This window comes from Methylobacterium sp. J-059 (genome assembly GCF_022829485.1).
GTDB lineage: Bacteria > Pseudomonadota > Alphaproteobacteria > Rhizobiales > Beijerinckiaceae > Methylobacterium.
Genome location: NZ_JAKSYA010000101.1, coordinates 54,299 through 79,514, shown reverse-complemented (window position 1 = coordinate 79,514; position 25,216 = coordinate 54,299). Strand labels below are relative to the sequence as shown.

Annotated in this window: 28 protein-coding genes; 13 read left to right on the top strand and 15 right to left on the bottom strand. The window is 72.9% G+C overall.

Features of this window, described 5'->3' with window-relative positions; genetic code table 11:
- Positions 1 to 6: 6 nt before the first annotated feature.
- Genes MKK55_RS11985 through MKK55_RS11965 form a run of 5 tightly spaced genes read right to left on the bottom strand, consistent with a single transcriptional unit; the run spans position 7 to position 4,078 of the window.
- On the bottom strand, positions 7 to 681 hold the full coding sequence (locus MKK55_RS11985; protein WP_243934881.1) for an urease accessory protein UreF: 675 nt from the start codon (positions 679 to 681) through the stop codon (positions 7 to 9).
- The gene (locus tag MKK55_RS11980; RefSeq protein ID WP_243934880.1) at positions 674 to 1,207 is read right to left on the bottom strand and encodes an urease accessory protein UreE; all 534 of its coding nucleotides are present in this window, start codon (positions 1,205 to 1,207) and stop codon (positions 674 to 676) included. Before MKK55_RS11980 ends, MKK55_RS11985 begins: the two co-directional genes overlap by 8 nt.
- Positions 1,208 to 1,211: 4 nt before the next feature.
- Positions 1,212 to 1,697, bottom strand: coding sequence for a DUF29 domain-containing protein (locus MKK55_RS11975; protein WP_147843752.1), 486 nt, complete (start codon positions 1,695 to 1,697; stop codon positions 1,212 to 1,214).
- A 31-nt stretch (positions 1,698 to 1,728) separates the two neighbouring features.
- Complete coding sequence (gene ureC / locus MKK55_RS11970) at positions 1,729 to 3,456, bottom strand: urease subunit alpha (protein WP_147729309.1); 1,728 nt, start codon at positions 3,454 to 3,456, stop codon at positions 1,729 to 1,731.
- A 1-nt stretch (position 3,457) separates the two neighbouring features.
- Positions 3,458 to 4,078: an urease subunit gamma gene (locus tag MKK55_RS11965; RefSeq protein ID WP_147729308.1), complete on the bottom strand. Its 621-nt coding sequence runs from the start codon at positions 4,076 to 4,078 to the stop codon at positions 3,458 to 3,460.
- Positions 4,079 to 4,266: 188 nt separating this feature from the next.
- On the opposite strand from MKK55_RS11965, the gene MKK55_RS11960 reads away from it, so the two are divergent.
- The 4 genes from MKK55_RS11960 to MKK55_RS11945 are packed head-to-tail and all read left to right on the top strand — an operon-like array spanning position 4,267 to position 7,662.
- Positions 4,267 to 5,418, top strand: a complete 1,152-nt coding sequence (locus MKK55_RS11960) for an acyl-CoA dehydrogenase family protein (protein ID WP_243934879.1) — start codon at positions 4,267 to 4,269, stop codon at positions 5,416 to 5,418.
- A 56-nt stretch (positions 5,419 to 5,474) separates the two neighbouring features.
- Positions 5,475 to 6,209, top strand: coding sequence for a PIG-L deacetylase family protein (locus MKK55_RS11955; protein WP_243934878.1), 735 nt, complete (start codon positions 5,475 to 5,477; stop codon positions 6,207 to 6,209).
- A complete protein-coding gene (locus MKK55_RS11950) occupies positions 6,206 to 6,817 on the top strand; it encodes an SAM-dependent methyltransferase (protein ID WP_243934877.1) in 612 nt (203 codons plus the stop codon). Before MKK55_RS11955 ends, MKK55_RS11950 begins: the two co-directional genes overlap by 4 nt.
- Positions 6,814 to 7,662 (top strand): glycosyltransferase family 2 protein, encoded by an 849-nt coding sequence (locus MKK55_RS11945; RefSeq protein WP_243934875.1) that lies wholly within the window; start codon positions 6,814 to 6,816, stop codon positions 7,660 to 7,662. The genes MKK55_RS11950 and MKK55_RS11945 overlap by 4 nt, the downstream gene beginning before the upstream one ends.
- An 8-nt stretch (positions 7,663 to 7,670) precedes the next feature.
- Here MKK55_RS11945 and MKK55_RS11940 read toward each other — a convergent pair whose 3' ends face one another.
- From MKK55_RS11940 to MKK55_RS11930, 3 genes are read right to left on the bottom strand one after another with little or no spacing between them, the layout of a single operon-like run.
- Positions 7,671 to 8,741, bottom strand: coding sequence for a glycosyltransferase (locus tag MKK55_RS11940; RefSeq protein WP_243934874.1), 1,071 nt, complete (start codon positions 8,739 to 8,741; stop codon positions 7,671 to 7,673).
- Positions 8,738 to 9,823, bottom strand: a complete 1,086-nt coding sequence (locus MKK55_RS11935; protein WP_243934872.1) for a glycosyltransferase — start codon at positions 9,821 to 9,823, stop codon at positions 8,738 to 8,740. Before MKK55_RS11935 ends, MKK55_RS11940 begins: the two co-directional genes overlap by 4 nt.
- Before the next feature lie 2 nt (positions 9,824 to 9,825).
- Complete coding sequence (locus MKK55_RS11930) at positions 9,826 to 10,929, bottom strand: glycosyltransferase family 4 protein (RefSeq protein ID WP_243934870.1); 1,104 nt, start codon at positions 10,927 to 10,929, stop codon at positions 9,826 to 9,828.
- A 287-nt stretch (positions 10,930 to 11,216) separates the two neighbouring features.
- Between MKK55_RS11930 and MKK55_RS11925 the strand changes: the two genes are divergently transcribed.
- A complete protein-coding gene (locus tag MKK55_RS11925; RefSeq protein WP_243934868.1) occupies positions 11,217 to 11,930 on the top strand; it encodes a cytochrome b/b6 domain-containing protein in 714 nt (237 codons plus the stop codon).
- Entirely contained in the window at positions 11,927 to 12,673 is a 747-nt protein-coding gene (locus tag MKK55_RS11920) for a molybdopterin-dependent oxidoreductase (RefSeq protein WP_243934867.1), read from the top strand. The genes MKK55_RS11925 and MKK55_RS11920 overlap by 4 nt, the downstream gene beginning before the upstream one ends.
- Before the next feature lie 10 nt (positions 12,674 to 12,683).
- On the opposite strand, the gene MKK55_RS11915 is transcribed toward MKK55_RS11920, so the two are convergent.
- The gene (locus tag MKK55_RS11915; protein WP_147843155.1) at positions 12,684 to 14,030 is read right to left on the bottom strand and encodes a PQQ-dependent sugar dehydrogenase; all 1,347 of its coding nucleotides are present in this window, start codon (positions 14,028 to 14,030) and stop codon (positions 12,684 to 12,686) included.
- Positions 14,031 to 14,260: 230 nt separating this feature from the next.
- On the opposite strand from MKK55_RS11915, the gene MKK55_RS11910 reads away from it, so the two are divergent.
- The 3 genes from MKK55_RS11910 to MKK55_RS11900 all read left to right on the top strand — a co-directional run bounded on the left by MKK55_RS11910 (position 14,261) and on the right by MKK55_RS11900 (position 16,785).
- Complete coding sequence (locus MKK55_RS11910) at positions 14,261 to 15,235, top strand: threo-3-hydroxy-L-aspartate ammonia-lyase (RefSeq protein ID WP_243934866.1); 975 nt, start codon at positions 14,261 to 14,263, stop codon at positions 15,233 to 15,235.
- Between the two features lie 5 nt (positions 15,236 to 15,240).
- The gene (locus MKK55_RS11905) at positions 15,241 to 15,984 is read left to right on the top strand and encodes a trypsin-like serine peptidase (protein WP_243934865.1); all 744 of its coding nucleotides are present in this window, start codon (positions 15,241 to 15,243) and stop codon (positions 15,982 to 15,984) included.
- A gap of 132 nt (positions 15,985 to 16,116) precedes the next feature.
- The gene (locus tag MKK55_RS11900) at positions 16,117 to 16,785 is read left to right on the top strand and encodes a cell wall hydrolase (protein WP_405042778.1); all 669 of its coding nucleotides are present in this window, start codon (positions 16,117 to 16,119) and stop codon (positions 16,783 to 16,785) included.
- Positions 16,786 to 16,791: 6 nt separating this feature from the next.
- On the opposite strand, the gene MKK55_RS11895 is transcribed toward MKK55_RS11900, so the two are convergent.
- Complete coding sequence (locus MKK55_RS11895; RefSeq protein WP_243934861.1) at positions 16,792 to 17,001, bottom strand: hypothetical protein; 210 nt, start codon at positions 16,999 to 17,001, stop codon at positions 16,792 to 16,794.
- A gap of 147 nt (positions 17,002 to 17,148) precedes the next feature.
- Positions 17,149 to 17,658, bottom strand: coding sequence for a PRC-barrel domain-containing protein (locus MKK55_RS11890; protein WP_147728943.1), 510 nt, complete (start codon positions 17,656 to 17,658; stop codon positions 17,149 to 17,151).
- A gap of 246 nt (positions 17,659 to 17,904) precedes the next feature.
- Here MKK55_RS11890 and lipA point away from each other — a divergent pair, with 246 nt between their 5' ends.
- Both lipA and MKK55_RS11880 read left to right on the top strand, forming a co-directional pair.
- Positions 17,905 to 18,900 carry a lipoyl synthase gene (gene lipA, locus MKK55_RS11885; RefSeq protein WP_147728942.1) on the top strand — a complete coding sequence of 332 codons (996 nt, stop codon included), beginning with the start codon at positions 17,905 to 17,907 and terminating at the stop codon, positions 18,898 to 18,900.
- A gap of 6 nt (positions 18,901 to 18,906) precedes the next feature.
- Positions 18,907 to 19,365 (top strand): type II toxin-antitoxin system RatA family toxin, encoded by a 459-nt coding sequence (locus MKK55_RS11880; RefSeq protein ID WP_147843149.1) that lies wholly within the window; start codon positions 18,907 to 18,909, stop codon positions 19,363 to 19,365.
- On the opposite strand, the gene MKK55_RS11875 is transcribed toward MKK55_RS11880, so the two are convergent.
- From MKK55_RS11875 to MKK55_RS11860, 4 genes are all read right to left on the bottom strand, one after another.
- Entirely contained in the window at positions 19,350 to 19,709 is a 360-nt protein-coding gene (locus MKK55_RS11875) for a low molecular weight protein tyrosine phosphatase family protein (protein WP_243934859.1), read from the bottom strand. The genes MKK55_RS11880 and MKK55_RS11875 overlap by 16 nt on opposite strands.
- On the bottom strand, positions 19,706 to 20,911 hold the full coding sequence (locus MKK55_RS11870) for an FAD-dependent oxidoreductase (protein WP_243934857.1): 1,206 nt from the start codon (positions 20,909 to 20,911) through the stop codon (positions 19,706 to 19,708). Before MKK55_RS11870 ends, MKK55_RS11875 begins: the two co-directional genes overlap by 4 nt.
- 69 nt (positions 20,912 to 20,980) lie before the next feature.
- Positions 20,981 to 21,472 (bottom strand): CinA family protein, encoded by a 492-nt coding sequence (locus MKK55_RS11865; RefSeq protein WP_243934855.1) that lies wholly within the window; start codon positions 21,470 to 21,472, stop codon positions 20,981 to 20,983.
- 67 nt (positions 21,473 to 21,539) lie between these two features.
- Positions 21,540 to 22,847, bottom strand: a complete 1,308-nt coding sequence (locus MKK55_RS11860) for a bifunctional 2-C-methyl-D-erythritol 4-phosphate cytidylyltransferase/2-C-methyl-D-erythritol 2,4-cyclodiphosphate synthase (protein ID WP_243934854.1) — start codon at positions 22,845 to 22,847, stop codon at positions 21,540 to 21,542.
- 177 nt (positions 22,848 to 23,024) lie between these two features.
- On the opposite strand from MKK55_RS11860, the gene dusB reads away from it, so the two are divergent.
- Positions 23,025 to 24,029, top strand: a complete 1,005-nt coding sequence (gene dusB, locus MKK55_RS11855; protein WP_243934852.1) for a tRNA dihydrouridine synthase DusB — start codon at positions 23,025 to 23,027, stop codon at positions 24,027 to 24,029.
- An 80-nt stretch (positions 24,030 to 24,109) separates the two neighbouring features.
- The gene (locus MKK55_RS11850) at positions 24,110 to 25,213 is read left to right on the top strand and encodes a two-component system sensor histidine kinase NtrB (RefSeq protein WP_147728393.1); all 1,104 of its coding nucleotides are present in this window, start codon (positions 24,110 to 24,112) and stop codon (positions 25,211 to 25,213) included.
- Positions 25,214 to 25,216: the final 3 nt, after the last annotated feature.

Below are 25,216 nucleotides of genomic sequence, written 5' to 3'. Positions count from 1 at the left end.
AGAGGATCACGAGCGGAAGATCCGCGAATACTGGGTCTCGTGCCGGAACGAGCCGAGATCGAGGCGAAGCGTCGCCGAGCCGAGGTCGTCGAGGCTGCAGGCCTCCGCCTGCTCGGCGAGCGCGGCGATGCGCGGGCTCAGGCCGGCGATGATCCGCGTGCCCGCGGCCTGCCCGATCGGCGCGGCGCGCAACGCGGCCGAGACGAGACTCTGGACGAAGGCGAGTCCGTAGGCGGCCAGCATCCCCGGCCGGTCCATGCCGTGCGCGCCCGCGGCGGCCCCGACCGCGACCGGGTAGGCGACCGCCCCCGGCAGCGCCCCGGCGACCCCGTCGAGGGGTGGGCACGGCCAAGCCGCCAGGGTCGCGTCGAGGAAGCTGCGGCCCTGCTGGCTCGTCTCGAGGTGAAGCTCGCGCGACGGCGCCAGCGCCAGGGCGAGATCGTTGATCCCGGCGAGGTCCGGCAGAGCCGCCGCCGCCGCGGCGCGGTGGGCGTGGGCCGCCAGGATCAGGTCGTTGCGGCCGGCCCCGTGCTCCATCACGTCGCCGAGCCAGCCGGCGATGCCCGCCTCGTCGGCGACGTCACCTGCCTCCACCGCCCATTCGAGCCCGTGCGAGTAGGCGTAGGCGCCGACCGGGTAGGTCGGCGACAGCCACGCCATCAGCCGGATGCGCTCAATCATGGGTGTGGTAGCGCCCGTCGCCGTGATGATGGGCGCGGCCGCCCGCGGGCTCGCCAGGGTTGCCGACATCATGGCCATGCGCCTGGGCGTGGCCGCCGGCATAGGCGCCCCCTTCCGGCCGGAACGGGCGCTCGACCGGCTCGGCGCTGCCGCCGAGGCCCCGCACCATCTCGGCCAGCACATGGTCGAAGGCGATGAACACCGCGTCCGCGGTGATCTCGGCCGGGATGTGCCGGTTGCCGATATGCCAGATCAGCCGCTTCAGGGCGAGGTCCGACCCGGCCCGGACCTCCAGCAGGCGCTCGGGCGCGGCCTCGACCCAGACGAGCCGCCCATCCTCCAGCGCCAGCGCGTCGCCGTCGTCGAGCACCATGGGCTCGGGCAGGTCGAGCAGGAAGGCGAGCCCGCCGACGCCGCGCATCGCCATGCGGCGGCGATGCCGGTCGCCGTGGTCGAGCACAATGCGGTCGACGATCTCGGCTCCGGCGAGAACGTCGGCGCGGATGACGCGGGTGGCGCGGATCATGGGGTCAGGACTGATCCAGCAGGTCGGGCTCCTTGGGCAGGTAGTCGAGGTCGAGCGCCTGAACGACCGTGAACGGCGGCACCTCGGGAAACAGCGTGAAGTCGATGCCGGTCTCCTTCGACGCCAGCAGGCGGCCGGACAGGTAACACGCGTCGAAGACATCCGCCGGGTAGCGCTTGAGGCTGGGGCTGGCGCGCAGAACACGGCCGATCCGGGTCCGCTGCTCGAAGATCGTGGCCGTCCAGCTGTTGTTGCGCAATCCCGGCTGGTACTTCCACTTGAGGAGATGGCCGAGAAGAACGTCCAGGCGGCTTTCGATCTGGTGCTTCTCGCTGCCGCCCACGCTCCTCACCTCGTCGATCAGATTCCTCAGGTCGAGCTCGTCGAACCGGCGTGCCCGCAGCAGCTCGGCCTGGGCCTGCGTCCAGAGATAGAAGTCCGTCTCATAGGGATCGGCCGCCGGAGGCGGTCTCAGCGCGGCGTTCGACATCGTGGCTCTCCTCGAACGTGCCGATCCTACCTCAAAACAAAAAGTACCGCTGCGCCATCGGCAGAACGTCGGCCGGCTCGCAGACCAGCAGCTCGCCGTCGGCGCGCACGTCGTAGGTCTCGGGGTCGACCTCGATCTCGGGCGTCGCGTCGTTGAGGATCATGCTCTTCTTCGAGATGCCGCCGCGCACGTTCTCCACCGCGACGAGCTGCTTCTGGACACCCAGGCGCTCGCGCAGGCCGTCCGCGATCGCGGCCTTCGAGACGAAGGTCAGCGCGGTCGCGAACGGCGCGCGGCCGTAGGCGCCGAACATCGGACGGTAATGCACCGGCTGCGGCGTCGGAATCGAGGCGTTGGGATCGCCCATCGGCGCCACCGCGATCATGCCGCCCTTGATCACGAGGTCGGGCTTCACCCCGAAGAAGGCCGGCGACCACAGCACGAGGTCGGCGAGCTTGCCCGGCTCGACCGAGCCGATATGGGCCGACACGCCGTGCGCGATCGCCGGGTTGATCGTGTATTTCGCGATGTAGCGCCGCGCCCGCAGGTTGTCGTTGCCCGAGGCGTCGCCGGGGAGGGCGCCGCGCTGACGCTTCATCTTGTCCGCCGTCTGCCAGGTGCGGATCGCGACCTCGCCGACCCGGCCCATGGCCTGGCTGTCCGACGACATCATCGAGAGCGCGCCGATGTCGTGCAGGATGTCCTCGGCCGCGATCGTCTCCTTGCGGATGCGGCTCTCGGCGAAGGCGAGATCCTCCGGGATCGACGGGTCGAGGTGGTGGCACACCATCAGCATGTCGAGATGCTCGTCGATAGTGTTTTTCGTGTAGGGCCGCGTCGGGTTGGTGGACGAGGGCAGCACGTGCGCAAGCCCCGCCACCTTGATGATGTCGGGCGCGTGCCCGCCGCCGGCGCCCTCGGTGTGGAAGGCGTGGATGGTGCGGCCGGCGAACGCCGCGATCGTGTCCTCGACGAAGCCCGACTCGTTCAGCGTGTCGGTGTGGATCATCACCTGCACGTCGTGCTGGTCGGCGACCGTCAGGCAGGTGTCGATCGCCTTCGGCGTGGTGCCCCAATCCTCGTGCAGCTTGAGCGCGCAGGCGCCGGCCCGCACCATCTCGACGAGAGCGTCGGGGCGCGAGGCGTTGCCCTTGCCGGCAAACGCCAGGTTCATCGGAAAGCTGTCGGCCGCCTCGATCATCCGGGCGATGTGCCAGGGGCCCGGCGTGCAGGTGGTGGCGAAGGTGCCGTGCGCCGGCCCGGTGCCGCCGCCGAGCATGGTGGTGATCCCCGAGCACAAGGCCTCGTCGATCTGCTGCGGGCAGATGAAGTGGATGTGGCTGTCGAAGCCGCCGGCGGTGAGGATCTTGCCCTCCCCGGCGATCACCTCGGTGCCCGGGCCGACGACGATGTCGACGCCCGGCTGGATGTCCGGGTTGCCGGCCTTGCCGAGCCGGACGATCCGCCCCTTCACGATCCCGACGTCGCACTTCACCACGCCCCAATGGTCGAGCACGACTGCGTTGGTGATCACCGTGTCCACCGCGCCGTCGGCGTTGGTGACCTGGCTCTGCCCCATCCCGTCGCGGATCACCTTGCCGCCGCCGAACTTCACCTCCTCGCCGTAGGTGGTGAAGTCGCGCTCGACCTCGATCTCCAGGCAGGTGTCGGCGAGCCGGATGCGGTCGCCGGTCGTGGGCCCGAACATGTCGGCATAGGCGGCGCGGGGGAGGGCGGCGCGGGGGGGCGTGTTGGCCATGCTAGAGCGCCCCCATCACGTCGCCGCGGAAGCCGTACACCGTCCGCCCGCCGGACAGCGGCACCAGGGCCACCTCCCGCGTCGAGCCGGGCTCGAACCGCACCGCCGTGCCCGGCGCGATGTCGAGGCGCCGGCCGCGGGCCTTCTCCCGGTCGAAGCGCAACCCCGGGTTGACCTCGAAGAAATGGTAATGCGAGCCGACCTGGATCGGCCGGTCGCCGACATTGGCGACCTCGACCACGGTGCGCTCGCAGCCTTCGTTGAACACGATCTCGCCCGGCAGCGTGGTGACGGCGCCCGGCACGTCGGGGGAGGGCGCGCCGCGCACCGGATGGTGCACGGTGACGAGCTTGGTGCCGTCGGGGAAGGTCGCCTCGACCTGGATGTCGTGGATCATCTCGGCGATGCCCGGCATCACCTGGTCCGTGGTGAGCACGTTGGCGCCCGCCTGCATCAGCTCGGCGACCGAGCGCCCGTCGCGGGCGCCCTCGACCACGACGTCGGTGATCAGCGCGATCGCCTCCGGGTGGTTGAGCTTGACGCCGCGGGCGAGGCGGTTCCGCGCGACCTGAGCGGCCATGGCCACGAGGAGCTTGTCTTTTTCGCGAGGCGTCAGCAGCACGAGGAGCCCTCTCGGATTTCGGCCGGTCCGGACTCATTTCGGCCGGTTCGGACCTGGAGCAAGGATCATGCTGGTGCGACGGTCAAGCCTTCCGCGCGACCGGAACGTGCCGCGCCTACCGCTGATTGAACCTTCGCGCGTCCGTACATGGCGCGTTCACGCGCACGCGTCATTCTGCGGATCCAAACATGACGATTCCCCTCCCCATCGCGCTCGTGAACGCGCGCCCCGTCGGCATCGCCGAGCTCGCCGCCTCCGCGGTGGCGCGCGCGCCGGCGCCCGATCGGCACGGCACCTTCCCCGTCGAGGCGATCGCGGCGCTGCGCGGCGCCGGGCTGCTCGTCGCGCCGCTGCCCGAGGCGTTGGGCGGAGCGGGCTTGTGCACGCCCGGCGGCGCCGACCGCCTGCGCGACGTGCTGCGCGGAATCGGGCGCGGCAACCTCGCGGTCGGGCGGATCTACGAGGGCCACGTCAACGCGCTGGCGCTGGTGCTGCGCTACGGCAGCGATCCGGTGCGCGCGCGCTTCGCGGCCGATGCCCGTGCCGGGCACCTGTTCGGCGTGTGGAACACCGAGCCGGCGGAGCCGGGTGGTCTCGCGCTCGGCACGGAGGCGGATCCGGCGGTGCTGACCGGCGCGAAGTCCTACGCCTCGGGGGCCGGGCACGTCACGCGCCCGCTGGTGACCGCGCGGCTTCCGGACGGGCGCCGCCAGATGCTCGTGGTGCCGCTCGATCCGGAAGCCCGCGCCGAGCTCGCCGACTGGCGCGCCCACGGGATGCGCGCCTCCGCGACCGGCACCGTCGACTTCTCCGGCCTGCGGATCGAGCCCCTGGACCGCATCGGCGCCCCGGACGACTATTATCGCCAGCCGTTCTTCGCCGCCGGGGCGTGGCGCTTCCTCGCGGTCCAGTGCGGCGGCATCGAAGCGGTGCTGGAGGCGCATCGCGGCCACCTGACCGCGACCGGCCGCAGCGGCGATCCGCACCAGCGCGCCCGCCTCGGGCAGGCGGCCACGGCCGCCGAGACCGCGCGCCTATTCGTGGAGCATGCCGCCCGGCTGGCGACGACGGAGCCCGTCGAGGGCGACCGGGCGGTCGCCTACGTCGCCCTCGCCCGCGGCGCGGTCGAGCGGGCGGGCCTCGACGCGATCGAGCTGGCTCAGCGCTCGGTCGGCCTCTCCGGCTTCCTCGAAGCCCACCCGCTCGAGCGGCTGGTGCGCGACCTCGCGACCTACCTGCGCCAGCCGGCCCCCGACGGCGCCCTCGTCAGCGCGGCGGCCTACGTCGCCGGGGCCGACGCCCCGGTCCACGCGCTCTGGCACGACCCCGAACCGACCTGACAGCCGCATCGACGCACGACCCCGTCGCGCCGAGCCCTGCGAACCGCCGAGACCCGATGCGCGCCGACGCCTTCCTGCCCCTCCTCGACACCCTGCCCGTCGCCGACCTCTCGGCGATGGCGACGCGCGGCCTCGTCGTGGTCGCCCCCCATCCCGACGACGAGAGCCTCGGCTGCGGCGGCCTGATCGCCGAGGCACGGGCGCGCGGCCTGCCCGTCCGGCTCGTCGTCGTCAGCGACGGCTGCGGCTCGCACCCGAATTCCCGCCTGTACCCGCCCGAGCGGCTGCGCGGCTTGCGCGAGGACGAGACCCGCCGGGCGGTCGGCGAGCTCGGCTTGGCGCCCGAGCACGTCGCCTTCCTGCGCCTGCCCGACGCGCACGTGCCGAGCACCGGCGCGACGGCGCAGGCCGCGGCCGAGGTAATCGCGGACGCCGTGCGCGAGAGCGGGGCCGATGCGGTGTTCGTCACCTGGCGCCACGACCCGCATTGCGATCACACCGCGGCGGCCGACATCGTCGGGCTCGCCCGCCCGCTGATCCCCGGCATCCGCGCCTACGCCTACCCGGTCTGGGGCTGGACCCTGCCGCCGGAGCGCGAGGTCGGGCCGGCGCCGACCGGATTCCGGCTCGACGTCGAGGCGCACCGCCCCGCCAAGCGCCGGGCGGTCGCGGCGCACGCCTCGCAGACGACGCGGCTGATCGCCGACGATCCGGACGGCTTCCGCCTATCGGAGGCGATGGTCGAGCGCCTGTGCGGCCCCTACGAACGCTTCGTGGAGCTGCCGCGATGAGCCGCCGCGCCGACTCGCTGACGCCGGATTACTTCGCCGGGCTCTACGGCGCCGACCCCGATCCCGATCCGTGGGGCTTCACCACCAGCGCCTACGAGGCCGCCAAGTACGCCGCGACGCTCGAAGCCCTGCCGCGCGAGCGCTACGCCTCGGGCCTCGAGATCGGCTGCTCGATCGGCGTCCTCACCCACCGGCTCGCGCCGCGCTGCGCGGCGCTGCTCGGCATCGACGTGGTCGAGACCGCGCTCGCCGCCGCCCGCGCCCGCAACGCCGCGACGCCGTGGGTGCGCTTCGAGGCCTGCGCGATCCCGGATGCCTGGCCGGCGGGCCGGTTCGACCTGATCGTGCTGTCGGAGGTGGCGTACTTCTTCTCGCGCGCGGACGTCGCGCGGATCGCGGCGCGGATCGGGTCGTCGATCCTGCCCGGCGGCGACATCGTGCTGGTGCACTGGCTCGGCGAGACCGACTATCCGCTCTCGGGCGACGCCGCGGCCGAGGCCCTGATCGCGGATGCGCGCTTCGCGCGGCCGGTGCATCGGGTCCGCACCGCCGAGTACCGCCTCGACGTGCTGCACGTGGACGGGGTCGCGGCCGAGGTCTCGGCGTGAGCGTCAGCGTCGTCACCCTGAACAAGGGCCGCGGGCACCATCTCGCGCGCCTGCTCGAAGGCCTCGGGCGCGGCGTGCCGCCGGCGGAGGCCGTGATCGTCGAGATGGGCGGCGACGACGGCCCGCTGCCGAATCTCGGCTTCCCGGTGCGGCGCACGCATCTGCGGCGCGACGGCCTGCCCCTCGCCGCGGCCCGCAACGCCGGACGCCGCGCGGCGTCCGGCGACGTCCTAGTCTACCTCGACGTCGATTGCATCCCGTCGGCGACCCTGGTGTCCGGGCTCGCCGCATCCGTCGCCGAGCACGACGGGCTGATCTGCTGCGAAATCCGCTACCTTCCGGGCGCTGTGGTCTCCGACGGCTGGACCGAAGCCGGCCTCGACCGGGTCGGCCACCGCCATCCGGCGCGCCGCTTCCCGGAGGCCGGCGTGATCCCGGCGCCGCAACCGGGCCTGTTCTGGTCGCTCGCCTTCGCGGTGCGGGCCGCCACCTACGACCGCATCGGCGGCTTCGACGAGGGCTTCACGGGCTACGGCGCCGAGGACACCGACCTCGCCTTCCGCGCGGCGCAGGCCGGGGTGCCGGTGCTGTTCGCCGGCGGGATGCACGCCTTCCACCAGCACCACCTGTCCTGCGACCCGCCGCTGCAGCACTTCACCGACATCGTCGCCAACGCCCGGCGCTTCCACCGACGCCACGGGATCTGGCCGATGGACGGCTGGCTCGACGCCTTCGCCGGGCTCGGGCTGGTGGCGGCCGACCGCGCCGGCGGCCTCGCCGTGCTGCGTTCCCCGACCGAGGCCGAGATCGCGGCGGCGCAGGTCCCCGCCGACCGGCCGTTCTGAGCGCGGGCTCAGCCCGCGTCGAGGCCGGCGGCGATCCGCTCGATCGTCGCGGCCAGCCGCGGCACGGCGTCGGGATCGTGCAGGGCGGACATCGCCGCGGGGTCGAGGGCGAGGCCGGCCGCGACGACGCCGGGCCAGGCGGACGCCTCCGGCCAGGACGGGCGCACCACGGCGGCGCCGAGGCGCTCGAGCGCCGCCGCCTTCTCGGTCTGCTCGCCGAAGGCCCGCGGTTCGGGCAGGCAGACGAAGCGGCGTCCCGCAGCCGCCACCGCCGCGACCACGCCGTCGCCGCCGCCCCCGACGACCAGGGCGGCGCGGGCGAGATGCGGGCCGATCTCGGCGACCCATCCGTGCAGGTGCAGGTTCGGGGGCGGATCGGCGACCATGCCCGCGACCGGACCGAGGACGTGCCAGGCGCGATCCGGCACCGCGCGCGCCGCGGCGGCAAGCTCGGTGGCGTCGCCGCCCGCGCCGCCGCGGCCGAACACCACGACGATCGGGCCGTCGGGGTCCGGGGCGGGGCCGGGGCGGGCGGCCGCGCCGAGGAAGCCGGCGTAATGGGTCCTGTCGCGCACCCAAGCCGGGACGGACGCACCGTCGAGGGCGCGCGGGAACGGTGCGATCAGGCGCTCGGCGCTGCGGAAGGCCTCGAGATGGGGTGGATCGGTCCGGGTGCCGGCGAGCCGCACCATCAGCACCGGCACCGACATCAGGCGCGCGAACAGCGCGACCTCGACCGAGACGTCGACCACGATCAGGGCGGGGTCCTCCCGCGCGATCCAGGCCGCGATCGCCGCCATGCGGTCGCGCAGGCCCGCCAGCCCGAGGGGCGCGTAGTGGAAGGCCTCGGGGCGCGTCGCCGCCCCGTCACGGCCGTCGAAAGCGGCCTCGGGCGAACGGGCCTCGGGCAAGCGGTCGTCGGGCAGGTCGAGCACGCTGCCCGGCGCCGCGTCGCGATCGAGGCCGGCCAGCGTGCCGATCAGGGTGCAGGGCCGGTCGAGGTGCCGGGCGATCGCGCAGGCGCGCTGCCAATGGCCGGCGCCCTGATGGTGGACGTAGTAGCCGACCGGCCGCTTCACGCGGCCGCGCTCGGGCGGAGGATCGTGTCGAAGGCGGCGAGCGCGGCGTCGAGCTCCATCTCCGGAGCCGGTCCGTCGGCGGCCTCGCACAGCGGGCCCGCCCGCTCGACGAAGGCGATGTCGTTGACGCAGGCATCTGGGCTGATGGATGCGAGGTCCGCGGCGGTGAGGCCGAACGCCGCGAGGGCGGCAAGGCGCTTGGGTCCGGCCGTGCCGCGGAAGACGCTGCGCAGCGCCGCGCGCCGCGCGATCACGGCTTCCCAGTGGCTCGGTGCGGGCAGGCGGTAGGGGAGGCCGGCGCGGGCGGTGACGGCGCGCCGGACCATCTCGGTGGCCATGCCGCCTTGCGCCCGGCCGGCGGCGCGGTCGGAGACCATCACCGACACCTCGGGACAGTGGCGCAGGCGTCCGCCGGCCTCGCGGACGCGGGCGACGAGGGCGTTGTCCTCGCCGCGCGGCAGGGCCGGCAGGCCGCCGACGCTGCGATATAGCGCGGCGCGCAGCGCGAGGCTCGCGCCGGTATGGTCGCCGTGGTGGGGGGCGGGATCGTGCGGCGGCGCATCGAGCGCGTCCTCGATCCGGCGGACGGCGGCCCAGTAGCGCTCGATCCGGTCATGCAGGTCGGCGAGCGCCGGATCGGTCTCTTGTTCCGGGTCGATCACGAGACGGCCGCCGACGATCTCGGCGCCCTCCAGCGCCCGGAGGTTGGCGGCGAGCCAGGTCCGCGGCACCCGCGCGTCGGCGTCGGTGGTGAGCAGGATGCCGTCGGGATGCCCGTCGGCGTCGAGCCAGGCGGCGCCGGCATCGAGCGCCATCCGCCGCGCGGTGCCGACATGGGCCTCCGCCGGCTCGAGATGCACCTCGATCACCCGGATCGCGAGCGCGGGCGCCTCGCCCGCCGCCTCCATCGCGCGCACGGCGGCGACCGTGCCGTCGGTGCAGTTGTTGGCCACGATCAGGACGCGCAGGGGCGTCCCGGCCGAGAGGCCGTCCTGTGCGGCCAGCGAGCGGAGGAGGCGCGGCAGGCAGCGCACCTCGTCGCGGGCGGGCACGCAGACGACCGCCTGTTCGGACGGGCGCATGGTCAGGCCTGCGCGCCGGCGACGCGGCGCAGGCGCGGCACCGGCAGCAGCGAGAGGTCGTGCGCGGCGAGCGCCGCGTCGTAGAGCGCCTCGTAGCCGGCGGTCATCGCGTCGGCGTCGAACAGGTCCTCGGCACGCTGCCGGCAGGCGCGGCGGTCGAGGGCGACGGCGCGGACGATCGCATCCGACAGGCTCGCGACGTCGTCGGGCGCCGCCAGCGCGCCGCAGGTGGCATCGAGGATGTCGGGGAGCGCGCCGCGGCGGAAGCCGGCGACCGGCGTGCCGCAGGCCAGCGCCTCGGCGACCACCAGCCCGAACGGCTCCTCCCAGCGCGGGGTGACCAGGGCCGCCCGCGCACCGCCGAGGTGACGCGCGAGCTCGGCATGGCCGAGATGGCCGAGATCGACGAGGTCGTCCCCGAGGCGCGGGGCGATCCACTCCGCCCAGTAGGCGGGATTGGGCCGCGGGCCGGCGAAGTGCAGCGAGAGGCCGGCGGCGCGCGCGGCGTCGATCGCCAGGTGCAGCCCCTTCTCCGGCACGATCCGGCCGGACCAGAACACGTAGGGCACCGGGTCCGGCGCCGGGCGGTAGACGAAGACCGTGAGCTCGACGCCGTTGCCGATGACGACCGGTTCGGCGACGATCTCGCGCCACGCGTCGGCCGTGTGGTCCGAGACGGCGGCGAACGGCATGCCGGCGGGGGCGGCGCGCACGCCCGCCTCCAGAGAGTCGAACGGGGGCGTGTGAAGCGCCGTCACCATCGGCACCGCGAGGTCCCGGCTCCGGCGCAGCGGCAGGTCGTGAAGACTGTTGTTGTGCACGATGTCGAAGTCGCCGGCCCGCACCATCTCCATGATCCGCGCATAGGCCGCGTTCTCGGCGCGATCGATGGACGCATGACGCAGTGGATCGCCGAGCCCGTCACCGGTCGGCGGGCAGACGCAGACCGGCGCAAGTGTCGGATCCGAACCCTCCGAGGCGAACAACGTCACGTCGTGCCCGCGTCGCATCAGGGCGCCGGCGAGGAGATGCGTGTGCATCTCCAGACCGCCCGGATACGGCTGCGCGATGGGGAACTTCAGGTGGGCGATGAGAGCGATCTTCACGGAAGCTCGTTTTCCAGCGACGGAGGCCGTGGTCGCACATCGCATATCCTGTCTGTGTGCAGGATGAACGGATGCAACATTGCTGATTCACCGACCATCCCGGAAGCCGAGGATGACCGCAACGGTTCCCGCGTCGACGCAAGGTGCTGGGGACAGCGGGCCGCCATCGTATGCGCCCCGGCGGCACGGGTCTCGCGCCGCCGGGGCCGCGGCGGACTTTCACATTGGATCGATCGAGGGGCCGTGCGATCCTGCGCTATGATGCAGGACCATCCGATCGGCGCACGATGACGGGACGCGAGGACGGCCGGATCCGCCATCCCGCCTGGGTGCGGGCGACGCACTGGATCAACGCCGCCGCGTTCGTCGCGCTCGCGGTCAGCGGCACGGCGATCCTGCTGGCGCTGCCGCGGCTGTTCTGGGGCGAGACGGGCGCGCTCGATGCCCCGGCATGGATCGCCCTGCCGTTGCCGGTGAACCTCGAGCAGACCGGCTGGGGCCGCAACATCCACTTCCTCGCCGCCTGGATCTTCGTCCTCAACGGGCTGCTCTATCTCGCCTGGAGCCTCGCGACGCGCCACCTGTCCCGCCGGCTGCTGCCGGATGCGGACCAGGTCCACCCGGCGCACATCGCCGGCACGGTGCGCGAGCACCTGCACCTGCGCGGCCCGGGGCCGACGCAGACCCGCTACAACGTGCTGCAGAAGCTCGCCTACCTGGCGGTCGTCCTGGTGCTGTCGCCGCTGATGCTGCTCACCGGCCTGACGATGTCGCCCGGGGTCACGACGGCGATCCCCGAGCTGTTCGACCTGTTCGGCGGACGGCAGTCGGCCCGGACCCTGCACTTCCTGTGCGCGTCCCTGCTGGTGGCGTTCCTCGCCGTGCACGTCTGGCAGGTCCTGGCCAACGGCCCGGCGGCGCTGATGCGCGGGATGACCATCGGGCGCCGGGCGCCGGCCGCGGAACCCGCGCGGCGGCACGAGCGCGAGGCGAAGCGATGAGCGGCATCTCCCGGCGCAAGCTGATCCTCGGCGCCTCGGCTCTCGGCGGCACCGGGCTGCTCGCCGGCTGCGAGAGGATCGGGGAGGGCGGCCCGAGCCGCGGCGGCCTCTACGGGATCAGCGAGCGCCTGAGCTTCACCGTGCAGCGCTTCCTGCTGCGCCATCAGCCGCTGGTGCGCGAGTTCTCCCCGGACGCGATCTCGGCGGTCTTCCCGACGATCAACACCACCGACCCCGACGACGTTGCCTACCGCCGCTCGAAGGAGATCGGCTTCTCGGACTGGCGCCTGCCGGTGCGCGGGCTGGTGGCAAACCCGGCCGCATTCTCGCTCGCCGACCTGAAGGCGATGCCCGCCCGCACCCAGATCACGCTGCATTCCTGCGAGCAGGGCTGGTCGGCGATCGGCGGATGGACCGGGGTTCCGCTGGCCCACGTCCTGGCCGTCGCCGGCCTGAAGCCGGAAGCGCGCTTCATCGTGATCCGCACCGTCGACGGCTGGTGGGACACCTACGACCTGTTCGACGCGCTGCACCCGCAGACGATCCTCGCCTACGGCATGAACGGCGGCGTGCTGCCGATCGCGCACGGCGCGCCGGTGCGGCTCCGGGTCGAGCGGCAGCTCGGCTACAAGTCGTTGAAGTACCTCGCCTCGATCGAGGCCGTCGATCGCGTGGACGGTCTCGGCCAGGGCCGCGGCAGCATGGTCTCCGAACTCGGCTTCAGCTGGTACGCGGGGATCTGAGGCGTCCGCCTCACTGCGAGGCGGCCGCCCCCGTCACCCGCCAGACCGCGTTGCCGACGTCGTCCGAGACGAGCAGCGCCCCGGTCTTGTCGAAGGCCACGTCCACAGGGCGCCCCTGCGCCTTCTCGTCGGCGTCGAGGAAGCCGGCCAGCACGTCCACCGGCTTGCCCGCGGGCCGGCCGTCGGCGAACGGCACGTAGATCACCTTGTAGCCGCTCTTCGGACGACGGTTCCACGAGCCGTGCTGGGCGACGAACAGGCCGCTGGTCCAGGCCGGGGGCAGGTTCGCGCCCCGCGAGAACGCGATGCCGAGCGAGGCCGTGTGGGGACCGAGGGCGTAGTCCGGCACGATCGCCTTGGCGACGAGGTCCGGGCGCTGCGGGGTGACGCGCTCGTCGACGTGCGGGCCGTAATAGCTGTAGGGCCAGCCGTAGAACCCGCCCTCCTTCACCGCGGTGACGTAGTCCGGCACGAGGTCGCTGCCGATCTCGTCGCGCTCGTTGACCGCGGCCCAGAGCGCGCCGGTCTCGGGCTCGAAGCCCAACCCGTTCGGATTGCGCAGGCCGGTGGCGTATTCGCGGAAGGTCTTTGTCGCGATCGTGTATTCCCAAATCGCGGCGCGGCCCTTCTCGGCCTCGAGCCCGTTCTCGGCCACGTTGCTGTTCGAGCCGACGGTGATGAACAGCTTGGCGCCGTCGGGGCTCGCGACCACGTTCTTGGTCCAATGGTGGTTGATCCCGGCCGGCAGGTCGACGACCTTCTCGGGCGTCGCGCCGTTCTCGGTCCCGCCGGCCTCGTAGGGCACCCGCACCAGCGCGTCGGCGTTGGCGACGTAGAGGTCGCTGCCGACCAGCGCCATGCCGAACGGCGAGGTCAGGCCCTTCAGATAGACCGTCTTCACCTCGGCGACCCCGTCCCCGTCGCCGTCGCGGAGCAGCACGATCCGGTCCGGGCTCTTCACGCCGGCGCCGGCCCGATCCATGATCTTGCCCGCGATCCAGGCCTTCACGCCGGGAAACGTGCCGTCGGAGGGCGGGGTGTTGCTCTCGGCGACGAGCACGTCGCCGTTCGGGAGGGTGTAGAGCCAGCGCGGATGGTCGAGCCCCTCGGCGAAGGCTGCGACCGAGAGGCCGGCGGCCGGCGCGGGCTTGGCGCCCTTCGCCCAGCCGGTGGCGGGCGCGATGTTGACGGTGGGCAGCGGCGTCGCGTTCGGGGCGGGCAGCGTTGGGCTCGCCCCCTGGCCGTCGGCGAGCGGGAGCGACGCGCTCTCGGGATAGACCGCGAAGCGCACGAAGGCCGCCCCGCCGAGGAGGACCACGGCCAGCGCCGCGAGCCCGAGTTTTGCCGATGTCCGCATGTCGTTCCGTGAATCCGTCGTTCGTCCGGCGGCCTGCCCCGCCGATCGGACGGGACCGGCCCTGCCGGATGATGATCTTGTCCGAGGATAAGAACCGAGCGGGCAATTGGCTCCGTTCGCACGCCGAGGGTGCCGGCGGCGCCCGGGGACGCGTATAGGACGGTGCGTGGGTCCCTCGCCGAAGGGTCGCGCTCCGGGCGCGAGCGGCGCGGGCGCCGAGCGAGCCCTCGATGACCGATGCGACCCCAGGCCAGCCGACCTTCGCCGACGTGGCGCGCGCCGCCGAGCGCATCGCCGGCGTGGCCCACCGCACCCCGGTGCTCACGTCGCGCACCGCCGACGAACGCGCCGGGGCGAGCCTGTTCTTCAAGGCGGAGAACCTGCAGCGCGCCGGCGCCTTCAAGTTCCGCGGCGCCTACAACGCGATCGCGGCGCTCGCCGGCGACGCGCGGGCGCGCGGAGTCATCGCCTACTCCTCGGGCAACCACGCCCAGGCGATCGCCCTCGCGAGCCGGCTGCTGAACGTGCCGGCCACCATCGTGATGCCGCAGGACGCGCCGGCGATGAAGGTCGCGGCGACGCAAGGCTACGGCGCCGAGGTGGTGCGCTACGACCGCTACACCCAGGACCGCGTCGCCCTCGGCCGCGAACTCGCGGAGGCGCGCGGCCTCACCCTGATCCCGCCCTACGACCATCCGGACGTGATCGCCGGCCAGGGAACGCTCGCCCTCGAGCTAATCGCCGAGACCGGGCCGCTCGACATGCTCGTCGTCTGCCTCGGCGGCGGCGGCATGCTGTCGGGCTGCGCCCTCGTCGCCGCCGAGCGCTCGCCCGGCTGCGCCGTGATCGGCGTCGAGCCGGAGGCCGGCAACGACGGGCAACGCTCGCTCCGCGAGGGGCGGATCGTCACGATCCCGGTGCCGCGCACCATCGCCGACGGCGCGCAGACGACGTTCCTCGGATCGCTGACCTTCCCGATCATCCAGGAGCGGGTCGCCGACATCGTGACGGTGACGGACGCCGAGCTCGTCGCCACGATGCGCTTCTTCGCCGAGCGGATGAAGCTCGTGGTCGAGCCGACCGGCTGCCTCGCGGCGGCGGCGGTGATGCACGGCCGCCTCGACGTGCGGGGCAGGCGCGTCGGCGTGGTGATCAGCGGCGGCAACATCGACCTCGCATCGTTCGCCCGGCACGTCGCGGGCTGAGGAAGGTGCGCGCCCTGGTCCTCGTCGGCGCATGCCTGTGGGCCGGCGCGGCGCGTGCGGAGGACATGGCCTTCGATGCCGAGGCATGGCCCTACAGCGCGATCGGCAAGCTCAACGTGGTGCTCGGCACCAACCGCCTCCAATCCTGCACCGCGACCCTGATCGGTCCGCGGCTCGCGCTCACCGCCGCGCACTGCCTGTGGGACGAGCCGCGCAAGCGCTGGGTCAACCCGGGCGTCGTCCACTTCGTGGCCGGGTACCGCCAGGGCGCGTATCGCGCGCACAGCCTGGCCGCCGCCTACCGCAAGCCGGACGACTACGCCTTCGCCTACGGCACCGCGCGGCCGAACATGCAGGGCGACTGGGCCCTGGTCGAGCTCGCCGACCCGATCCCCGGCACGCCGCTGACGCTGGAGGATCCCGGTGCCGAAGCCGACCCGGCCGCGATCCGCCGCGAGATCCGGCGGGCGGGCTACAGCCGGCTCAAGCCCCAGCTGATGACCGCGCAGGGCGGTTGCAGCGCGTGGCGGGACCCCGGCCCGGCGCCCCTGCTGCTGCACGATTGCCGGGCGGTGCCCGGAGAATCGGGCTCGGCGCTGCTGCAGGTCGAGGCGGGCGGCCCCGTGGTGATCGGCGTGCTGGTGGCGGGCAGCCGGGAGGAGGGGCGGGCTCCGTCCGTCGCCGTGCCGACCGCCGCATTCCGCGAGACCGCGGCGGCGATGCGGAAAGCGCAGGCGACGACGCGCTGACGCAACCGTCGGTTCACCATGATGCCACAAAATCCGCACCTTTCGGGCCGAGCTTGGCCGGAACGCATCGCATCGGCGAGGCAATGGGCTGGGAGGCCGGGCGGCATGCAGGGTATCGGGACGAGATTGACGGTGCCGGCCCTGTCGGTCCTCCTGCTCGGACCAAGTCTCGGCGCCTGCAACACCAGCGCAAACACCGCTCTCAGCACCGGCTCGACGCGCGGCAAGCCGATGGTGGTGTCGGATACCGAGCGCGATTGCCTCGGCCGCGCGATGTACTTCGAATCGAACCGCAGCGATTCCGAAGGCCTGCTCGCGGTCGGGACCGTGGTGATGAACCGCCTGGAGAACGCCGCCTTCCCGAACGGCGGCATCTGCTCGGTGGTCGGCCAGCCGCGGCAGTTCGCGACCGGCGTGCTGACCAAGCCGATGGCCGAGAAGGACCTGCAGAAGGTCGCCGACGCCGCCGACGCAATCCTTGCCGGCGAGCGCCATCCCAAGGTCGGCCGGGCGATGTACTTCCACACCGCCGGCCGGAAATACCCGTACGACAACATGCACTACGTGGCGGTGGCCGGCGGCAACGCCTTCTACGAGAAGCGCAAGGCCGGGAGCCAGGCCCAGACCCCGCCGCCCGCCTCGACCGCGATGGCCTACGCCGAGGCGATCCCGCCGGCAGCGACCATCGCCCCGGCCGGCCCGGCGCAGACCGAGGTCGCGGCCGCGCAGACGGTGCTGGCCGAACCCGCCCGCGACATCTGCCAGGTGGCGGGCCTCGGCGCGCTTCCGGGCGGCGGCTGAGGCGGCTCAGCCCTCCGGCTCTTCCCTGCCGCGCGCTCGACGCGCGGCCTGCGCCATCGCGATCAGCTCGCGGGCGGTGAGGCGGTGCGCCGTGTTCGTGCCGCGGTCGGCGGTGCCGACCGGCGGCGTGCGGGCGCAGCCGCTAGTTCCGATCCGCAGGTCGCGCGAGCGCCGCGTCGCCCGCAACCGGATCGCCTTCCGCAAGGCCTCGACCATCACCGTTCCCACCGAAAATCCCGTGGACATCGCCATAGCCAAGCTTGACCGCAAGCGACATTCTTGAAGGCGGATTTCCCTGCCCTAGCGCGGCCGGGATCGGCGTGGCCGACGACGCATCGCCGCCTGCCACACGCTGATGCCGCGTCAGTTCTGCGGCTTGTACTTGCTGTACTTGAAGTCCGGCGCGGCCCCGAGCTGCTCCTTGCTCATGTCGAGCGTGGCGGCGTAGCGCTCGCCGCCCGGGGACAGGATCAGCGCGGCCGGCTGCACCGCGACGTAGCGCGTGCCGACGCCGAGGAACCCGCCGATGTCGAGCACCACGGCCGTCAGGGTGCGCCCGTCCTCCATCACGAGGTCGACCACCGTGCCGAGCGCGTTGCCGGCATTGTCCGAGACCTTGATCCCGATCACGTCGGTGGTGAGGAAGCCGGCGGGGCTGAGCTTGTTGCGGCCCTCGGCATCCGCCTTCGATCCGGCGCGCTTGATCCCGACATCGGACGGGCTGCCGCCCGCGCTGGTGCCCGGGCCGGTGCCCTGCACCACCATGCCGTCGCTCTGCGCCGGCTTGTCCTCCGGGCCGACGCCGGCGAGCGCCGGGAACACGAGCGCGAGCATCACGGGTGCGGCGAGCGCGCGGCGCAGGATCCGGGTCAAGCGATCTTCCTTCCGGTGAGGGCCGTGCGGCGGCCGTTGACCCCAAGGAACCGGATCCGTCACGCCGGGTTCCGGGCGGGCGTTGCGGCGGATCGCGCGGGCCCGCCGGCCATGACGAATCCGCGCGCCCTGTCTCGGGATCGTGGGCGACCTGCGGTCGCGCCGGTTTGCGGCGCGGGGCCGGACGTCTTAAGTCGCAGGTGCTCCCCGATACCCGCACCGCGGGTGCCTCGCACGCGGTGTGTCATGGCGACCGTCCTCGATCTCCTGAAGAACGATCCGCGGCCACCGCTTCCGGCCCGCATCCGCCACCCGGAGAAGGCGCACCGGCCGGACCAGCCGGTGCAGCTGCGCAAGCCCGACTGGATCCGCGTGAAGGCGCCGGGCTCCCCGGCCTGGGCCGAGACCCGGGCGATCGTGCGCGAGCACGGCCTCGTCACGGTCTGCGAGGAGGCCGGGTGCCCCAACATCGGCGAGTGCTGGGAGAAGCGCCACGCCACCTTCATGATCATGGGCGACACCTGCACGCGGGCCTGCGCCTTCTGCAACGTGCGCACCGGCCTGCCCAACGCCCTGGATCAGCACGAGCCCGACAAGATCGCGGACTCGGTGGCCAAGCTCGGCCTGCACCACGTCGTCGTCACCTCTGTGGACCGCGACGACCTCGCCGACGGCGGTGCCGAGCATTTCGCCCGCACCATCGCGGCGATCCGGCGGCTCAGCCCCGGCACCACCATCGAGATCCTGACGCCGGACTTCTTGCGCAAGGACGGCGCGCTCGAGGCGGTCGTGGCCGCCAAGCCCGACGTGTTCAACCACAACCTCGAGACGGTGCCCGGCAACTACCTCACGGTCCGCCCCGGCGCCCGCTACTTCCACTCGGTGCGCCTGCTGCAGCGGGTCAAGGAGCTCGACCCCACGATCTTCACCAAGTCCGGCATCATGGTCGGCCTCGGCGAGGAGCGGAACGAGGTCGTGCAGCTGATGGACGACCTGCGCTCGGCCGACGTCGACTTCCTCACCATCGGCCAGTACCTGCAGCCGACCAAGAAGCACCACGAGGTCGTCCGCTTCGTGCCGCCGGACGAGTTCAAGGCGTTCGAGACCACCGCCTACGCCAAGGGCTTCCTGCTGGTCTCGGCGACGCCGCTGACCCGCTCGTCGCACCATGCCGGCGAGGATTTCTCGCGGCTCCAGGCCGCCCGCAACGCGCGGCTCGCCCCCGACACCCTCTCAGCCTGAGTCGTCATGCCATCCTTCCGGATCACCCGCTGGGTGCGTCACTCGCCCCAGCAGATGTACGACCTCGTCGCCGACGTGGAGCACTATCCCGAGTTCCTGCCGCTGTGCGAATCGCTGCGCGTGCTGCGCCGCCAGCCCGGCACCGGGGAGGGGACCGAGGTGCTCGTGGCCGAGATGGGCGTCGGCTACAAGGCGATCCGCGAGCGCTTCACCACCCGGGTCGGCCTCGACCGCCCGAACCTCAAGATCACGGCCGAGTACATCGACGGCCCGTTCCGGCATCTCGAGAACCGCTGGGCGTTCAAGCCCGGCCGCGACGGCGGCTGCGACGTCGACTTCTTCATCACCTACGAGTTCAAGAGCTTCGCCCTCGGCCTGCTGATGGGCAAGATGTTCGATCGCGCCTTCCGCAAGTTCACCGACGCGTTCGAGAGCCGGGCAGACCGGGTCTACGGCAGGGCCTGAGGCCGGCCGCGCGCCAGCAACGGCGGCACCTTGGCTTCTAGCAGCCGCACGAGATCGGGATCCATGAAGCCGTAGCGGTCCGGAATGTCGAGGCAGACTAGGCGCGCGTCCCACAAGGCCACTCGGAAGCGGCGCTGGATCTTGCTCCGGTGCCCGCGCTCCATGACCACGATCAGGTCGGCCCAGGCGACATGCTCGGCGGTGACGGGCTCGTCCGCATCCGCGGAGACGCCGGCACAGGCGACCTCCAACCCGGGATATCCGGAGAAGACCTGCTCGGCCGTCGGGCTGCGGAGCCGGGCGCGACCGCAGACGAAGAGGACGCGCTGGATCGTGCGCCTCACCGCGGATGCTCCGGGCGGAAGCCGAGGCCGACGATCCGGGCCGGGATGCGCTGAAGCCACGGCAGGCGGTCGAGCAGCCGGAGCGCGAGCGGCGGGCTGAGGCGCGCGTCCCCGTGGTCGAGCACCGGGGCGATGATCCGATCCTGGATCAGGCGCTGGACCCGTTGCGTCAGCCGCGTCGGAAGGCTCCGGCGGGCCTGGACCCGCGCGAGGTCGGCCTCGGCGAGGCGTCCGGCCCGCAACGGCCCGGCGAGCAGGTTGGCGGCGGCGACCGCATCCTGGATCGCGAGGTTGATGCCGACGCCGCCGACCGGCGACATCGCATGCGCCGCGTCGCCGATGCAGAGCAGCCCCGGACGGTGCCAGCGCTCCAGCCGGTCCACGGTCACCGTCAGCGTCCTCACCGCCTCGAAGGTCCCGATCTCGCCGGTGCGGTCGGCCAGGAACGGCGCGAGGTCGGCGATGCCGGCGCGGAACGCCGCGAGGCCGCGCGTGCGGATCGCCTCGTCGCCGCCCTTCGGCACGATTGCGGCGCATTGCCAGTAATCGCCGCGATCGATCGTAATCAGGATGCGGCCCGCCCCGAAGCGACCGGCCGCGGCCTCGGGGTCTCCGGGGCGGCGCGACAGGCGGAACCACAGCACGTCGATCGGCGCCGCGAAGTCGCGCGGCACGAAGCCGGCCCGACGTCGCATCGCGGAATGCCGGCCGTCGGCGCATAGGACGAGGTCGGCGGCGATCGCGATCGCACCGTCGGGGCCGGCGGCACGAACCCCGGCGATCCGGCCATCCGTCTCGATCAGCGACTGCCCCTCGGTCGCCATCAGCAGCCGGAAGCCGGGCAGCTTCCTCGCCTCGCGGCCGAGGAAGTCGAGGAAATCCCATTGCGGCATCAGCGCGATGAAGCGGTTCCGCGTCGCGAGCCGGCGGAAATCGGCGACGCGGAACGTCCGGCCGCCCATCACCGCCGATAACGTCTCGACCCGGCGCTGCGGCAGGGCGCGGAAGGCGTCGCCGAGGCCGAGATCGTCCATCACGGCCAGGGTCGAGGGATGGATGGTGTCGCCGCGGAAATCGCTCAGGAAGTCGTTGTGCTTCTCGAGCACCACGACCGAGACGCCCGCGCGGGCGAACAGCAGGCCCGCCATCATCCCCGCCGGTCCACCGCCGACGATGCAGATTTGTGCCGACAGGCTGTCCATGGAACCGCGCCTCCGGTTCGGCGGCGTTCGCCGCAGGACCGCTCCGATCAGGAGAACCGAGCGCCCCGATCAGGAAACGAGCGCCGCCTCCAACAGGTCCAACGCATCGACGACGGCGCGACGTCGGATCTCGGCACGGCCGAGATCGCCGTAGCGCCGCTCCAGGTGGCGGACGCCGCCGCCGGTCGCCAGACCGAAATGCACGAGGCCGACGGGCTTGCCCGGGCTGCCGCCGCCGGGGCCGGCGATCCCGGTGATCGCCACCGCCACGTCGGCCCGCGACGCCGCCAGCGCGCCGCCCGCCATCGCGCGGGCGACCGCCTCGCTGACCGCGCCGTGCGCGCCGATGAGTGCGGCGGGCACCCCGATCGCTTCGGACTTGGCCTCGTTCGAGTAGGTGACGAAGCCGCGCTCGACGACCGCCGACGAGCCGGGCACCGCCGTCAGCAACCCGGCGACGAGCCCTCCGGTGCAGGATTCGGCCGTCGCGATCCGGGTGCCGGCCTCGGCGTAGGCCCCGACCAGGGCGGCGGCGCGGGCGAGGAGGGCGTCGTCGAACATCGCGCGAATCCCTTTTTCGTTCGAAGCGGCCTTCGGATGATGCAGCGGACGCGCGTCCGCCCAACCGTCAGCCCTGGCGCATGGCCGTCTCGGCCTGGGCGTCCACCGGGCTCGTCTCCACCTCCTCCGGCAGGCGGATGGTCGCGGCGGCCTGGGCCGCGAGGCCTTCCGCGCGGCCGACGAAGCCGAGCTTCTCCGTGGTCGTCGCCTTGATCGACACCGCGGTCAGCGGCACGGCGCAGATCTCGGCGATGCGGGCGCGGATCGTCTCGCGGTGGGCGCCGATGCGGGGCGCTTCCGCCAGCACCGTGATGTCGAGATGGTCGATGCGGCCGCCGCGGTCGCGCACCAGCTTGCAGGCATGGGCCAGGAACCGGTCCGACGACGCCCCGCGCCACTGCTCGTCCGAGGGCGGGAAATGGGTGCCGATGTCGCCGTCGGCGATGGCGCCGAGCAGCGCGTCGGTGAGGGCATGCAGCGCGACGTCGCCGTCCGAATGGGCGAGCACCCCGCGGTCGGCCGGGATCTTCACCCCGCCGAGCCAGACATGGTCGCCGTCGGTGAAGGCGTGCACGTCGAATCCGGTGCCGAGGCGGGTCACGTAGGTCGTCATGGCGATGTCCTTCGCACTGTCCTTCGCCGTCTCCTCGCCCGAGCCGGAAAAGGCCCGGTCGGCCTCGATCAGGTCGGAGGGTTGGGTGATCTTGCGGTTCTTCGGGTCGCCGGCGAACACCACCACGGCGAGGCCGGCCCATTCGGCGAGGGCGCCGTCGTCGGTGAAGCCGTGCAGGCCCTCGGCGGCGGCGGCGCGGTGCGCGTCGCGCAAGGTCCCGAAGGCGAAGGCCTGCGGCGTCTGCACCGCGCGCAGGTGCTCGCGGGCCGGCGTCTCGCGCACGCGGCCGATGCCGCCCTGCTCGTCCACGAGCTTGATCGTGTCGGCGACGGCCACGCCCGGCACCGCCGCGCCGTGGTCGCGCCCGGCGGCGACGGCGCGGGCGATCAGCCCGGCATCGACGAAGGGCCGGGCCGCGTCGTGGACGAGGACCACGTCCGGCGCGCCCGCCGCCGCGAGCGCTTCGAGCCCGGCTCGGACCGAGTCCTGGCGCGTCGCCCCGCCCTCGACCGGCGGCAGCAGCTTGTCGGCGATGGCGGGCGCGAGCTCGGTGCGGCAGGTGTCGTAGAACGCGACCGCGTCGGCGGCGATCACCACCTGGATCCGGCCGATCACGGGGTCGCGGCCGAGGGCGTCGAGGGTGCGGGTGAGGACCGCCTGCCCGCCGACGCGACGGTACTGCTTGGGCATCCCGCCGCCGATGCGGATGCCGCGACCGGCCGCCACGACGACGGCGGCGACGCTCGATCCGGGTTCGGACATGCCTGGGGGTTTCCGTCGTGCCGGGGCCGAGACCGCCTGCCATGCGGCCGGTTCGGGTCCTCAAAAATCTGCCTGTCGTTTATGCGGGGGATGAAGCGAAATCAAATCGCGCGGTTCCCCGCCCAACCCTCGCCCGGGGGCTTGCGCCGGGCTGGTTTTGTCTATTTGTTGTGCAGAATGATGGCTGATCATTATTTGAGCGTCCTGCGAGGGGAGCGCTCGGTCGATCCGGTGGCGCTGCTGGCGCCGCTGTCGGGCGTCACCGACCTGCACATGCGCCGCATCGCGCAGGGTGCCGGCGCGAGCGCGGTGGTGTCGGAGATGGTGGCGGCGGCCGAGTTCGCGCGCGGTTCGGAGGAGGCGCGGCTCAGGGCGGAAGGGTCGGGCATCGCGCTGCACATCGTCCAGCTCGCCGGCTGCGCCCCCGAGCCGATGGCCGAGGCCGCCCGGATCGCCGCCGCGAACGGCGCCGACGTGATCGACGTCAACATGGGCTGCCCGGCCAAGATCGTCACCGGCGTCGCCTCGGGCTCCGCGCTGATGCGCGACCTCGACCATGCGGCCCGCCTCCTCGGCGCCGTGCGCGAGGCGGTGTCGATCCCGGTGACGGTGAAGATGCGCCTCGGCTGGGACCACCACGGCCTGAACGCCGCGGAGCTCGCCCGCCGGGCCCAGGCGCTGGGGCTGAACGCGGTCACCGTCCACGGTCGCACCCGGCAGCAATTCTACAAGGGCAGCGCCGACTGGGACGCGATCCGGCCGGTCGTCGCGGCGGTGTCGATCCCCGTCATCGCCAACGGCGACGTGACGGACCTTTCCAGCGCCCGGGCGTGCCTGGCGGCCTCGGGTGCTGCCGGCATCATGGTCGGCCGCGCGGCGGTCGGGCGGCCCTGGCTCGTCGGCGCCCTCGCCGCGGGGCTGGCCGGGCGCCCGGTGCCGACGCTGTCGCGATCGGCCCGGGCGGGGCTGGCGGCGGCGCATTATGCCGGGCTGATCGCGCTCTACGGCCCAGCGATGGGCGTGCGTCATGCCCGCAAGCATCTGGCGGCCTATGCCGACGCGGCGGGCGGCCTCGATGCGGCCGACCGCACGCGGCTCCTGACCACCACCGACCCGGAGGTGGCGGACCGGCTCCTGCGCGCCGCCTTCGAGGCCGCCCCGGCGATCGCGGAGGCCGCATGAGCGACGGGGAACCCAGGGACGAGGCGAGGCCGATCGGTCTCGACCCCGCCGCCAAGGAGCCCGCGGCGAAACCCCGCGGCATGCCGAGCGCCGAGGCGGTGATCAACGCCCTGCCGTTGCCGGTGCTGACCATCGGCGCGGACGACCGCATCATGCACTGCAACCACGCGGCCGAGACGTTCTTCGACTATTCCGCCCGGCTGATGCAGCGGCGCCGGCTTCGCGACATCATCCCCTTCGCCTCGCCGATCATCGCGCTGGTGGCGGAGGTGCGCCGGCGCGGGTCCAGCGTCAGCGAGTACCGGGTCGAGCTGACGCAGCCGCGCTCGGGCGCGGAGCGCAGCGTCGACGTGTTCGCCACCGCGCTCGGCGACGACGGCGAGGCGGTGGTGCTGATGCTCCAGGAGCGCACCATCGCCGACAAGATGAACCGCCAGCTGACGCATCGCGGCGCGGCGCGCTCGATGGTGGCGCTCGGCGCGATGCTCGCCCACGAGATCAAGAACCCGCTCGCTGGCATCCGCGGCGCGGCCCAGCTGCTCGAGCAGTCGGGGCCGGAAGAGGACCGGGTGCTGACCAGCCTGATCTGCGAGGAGACCGACCGGATCGTGCGGATCGTCGAGCGGATGGAGCTGTTCGGCGACGAGCGCCCAGTCGAGCGCGGCCCGGTCAACGTGCACGGCGTGCTCGATCAGGTGAAGCGCTCGGCGCAATCCGGGTTCGGGCGCCACATCCGCTTCGTCGAGACCTACGATCCGTCGCTGCCGCCGGTGCTCGGCAACCGCGATCAGCTCGTGCAGGTGATCCTGAACCTAGTGAAGAACGCGGCGGAAGCGATCGGCGCCGACGCGGTCGACGGCGAGATCACCCTGTCGACCGCGTTCCGCACCGGCCTGCGGCTTCAGGTCCCGGGCTCGCGCGAGCGCGTCAGCCTGCCGATCGAGGTGGCGGTGCGCGACAACGGCCCGGGCATCTCGGCCGAGCTGCTGCCGGATCTGTTCGACCCGTTCGTGACGACGAAGGCGCAAGGCTCCGGCCTCGGTCTTGCATTGGTCGCGAAGATCGTCGGCGATCATGGCGGCATCGTCGAGTGCGATCCCGCGCCCCGCCGCACCGCCTTCCGAATCCTCCTGCCCATGTCGAGCGCCCGCGACGGGCGCGAAGCGGTCGCGGAGCCCGAGTAAGAG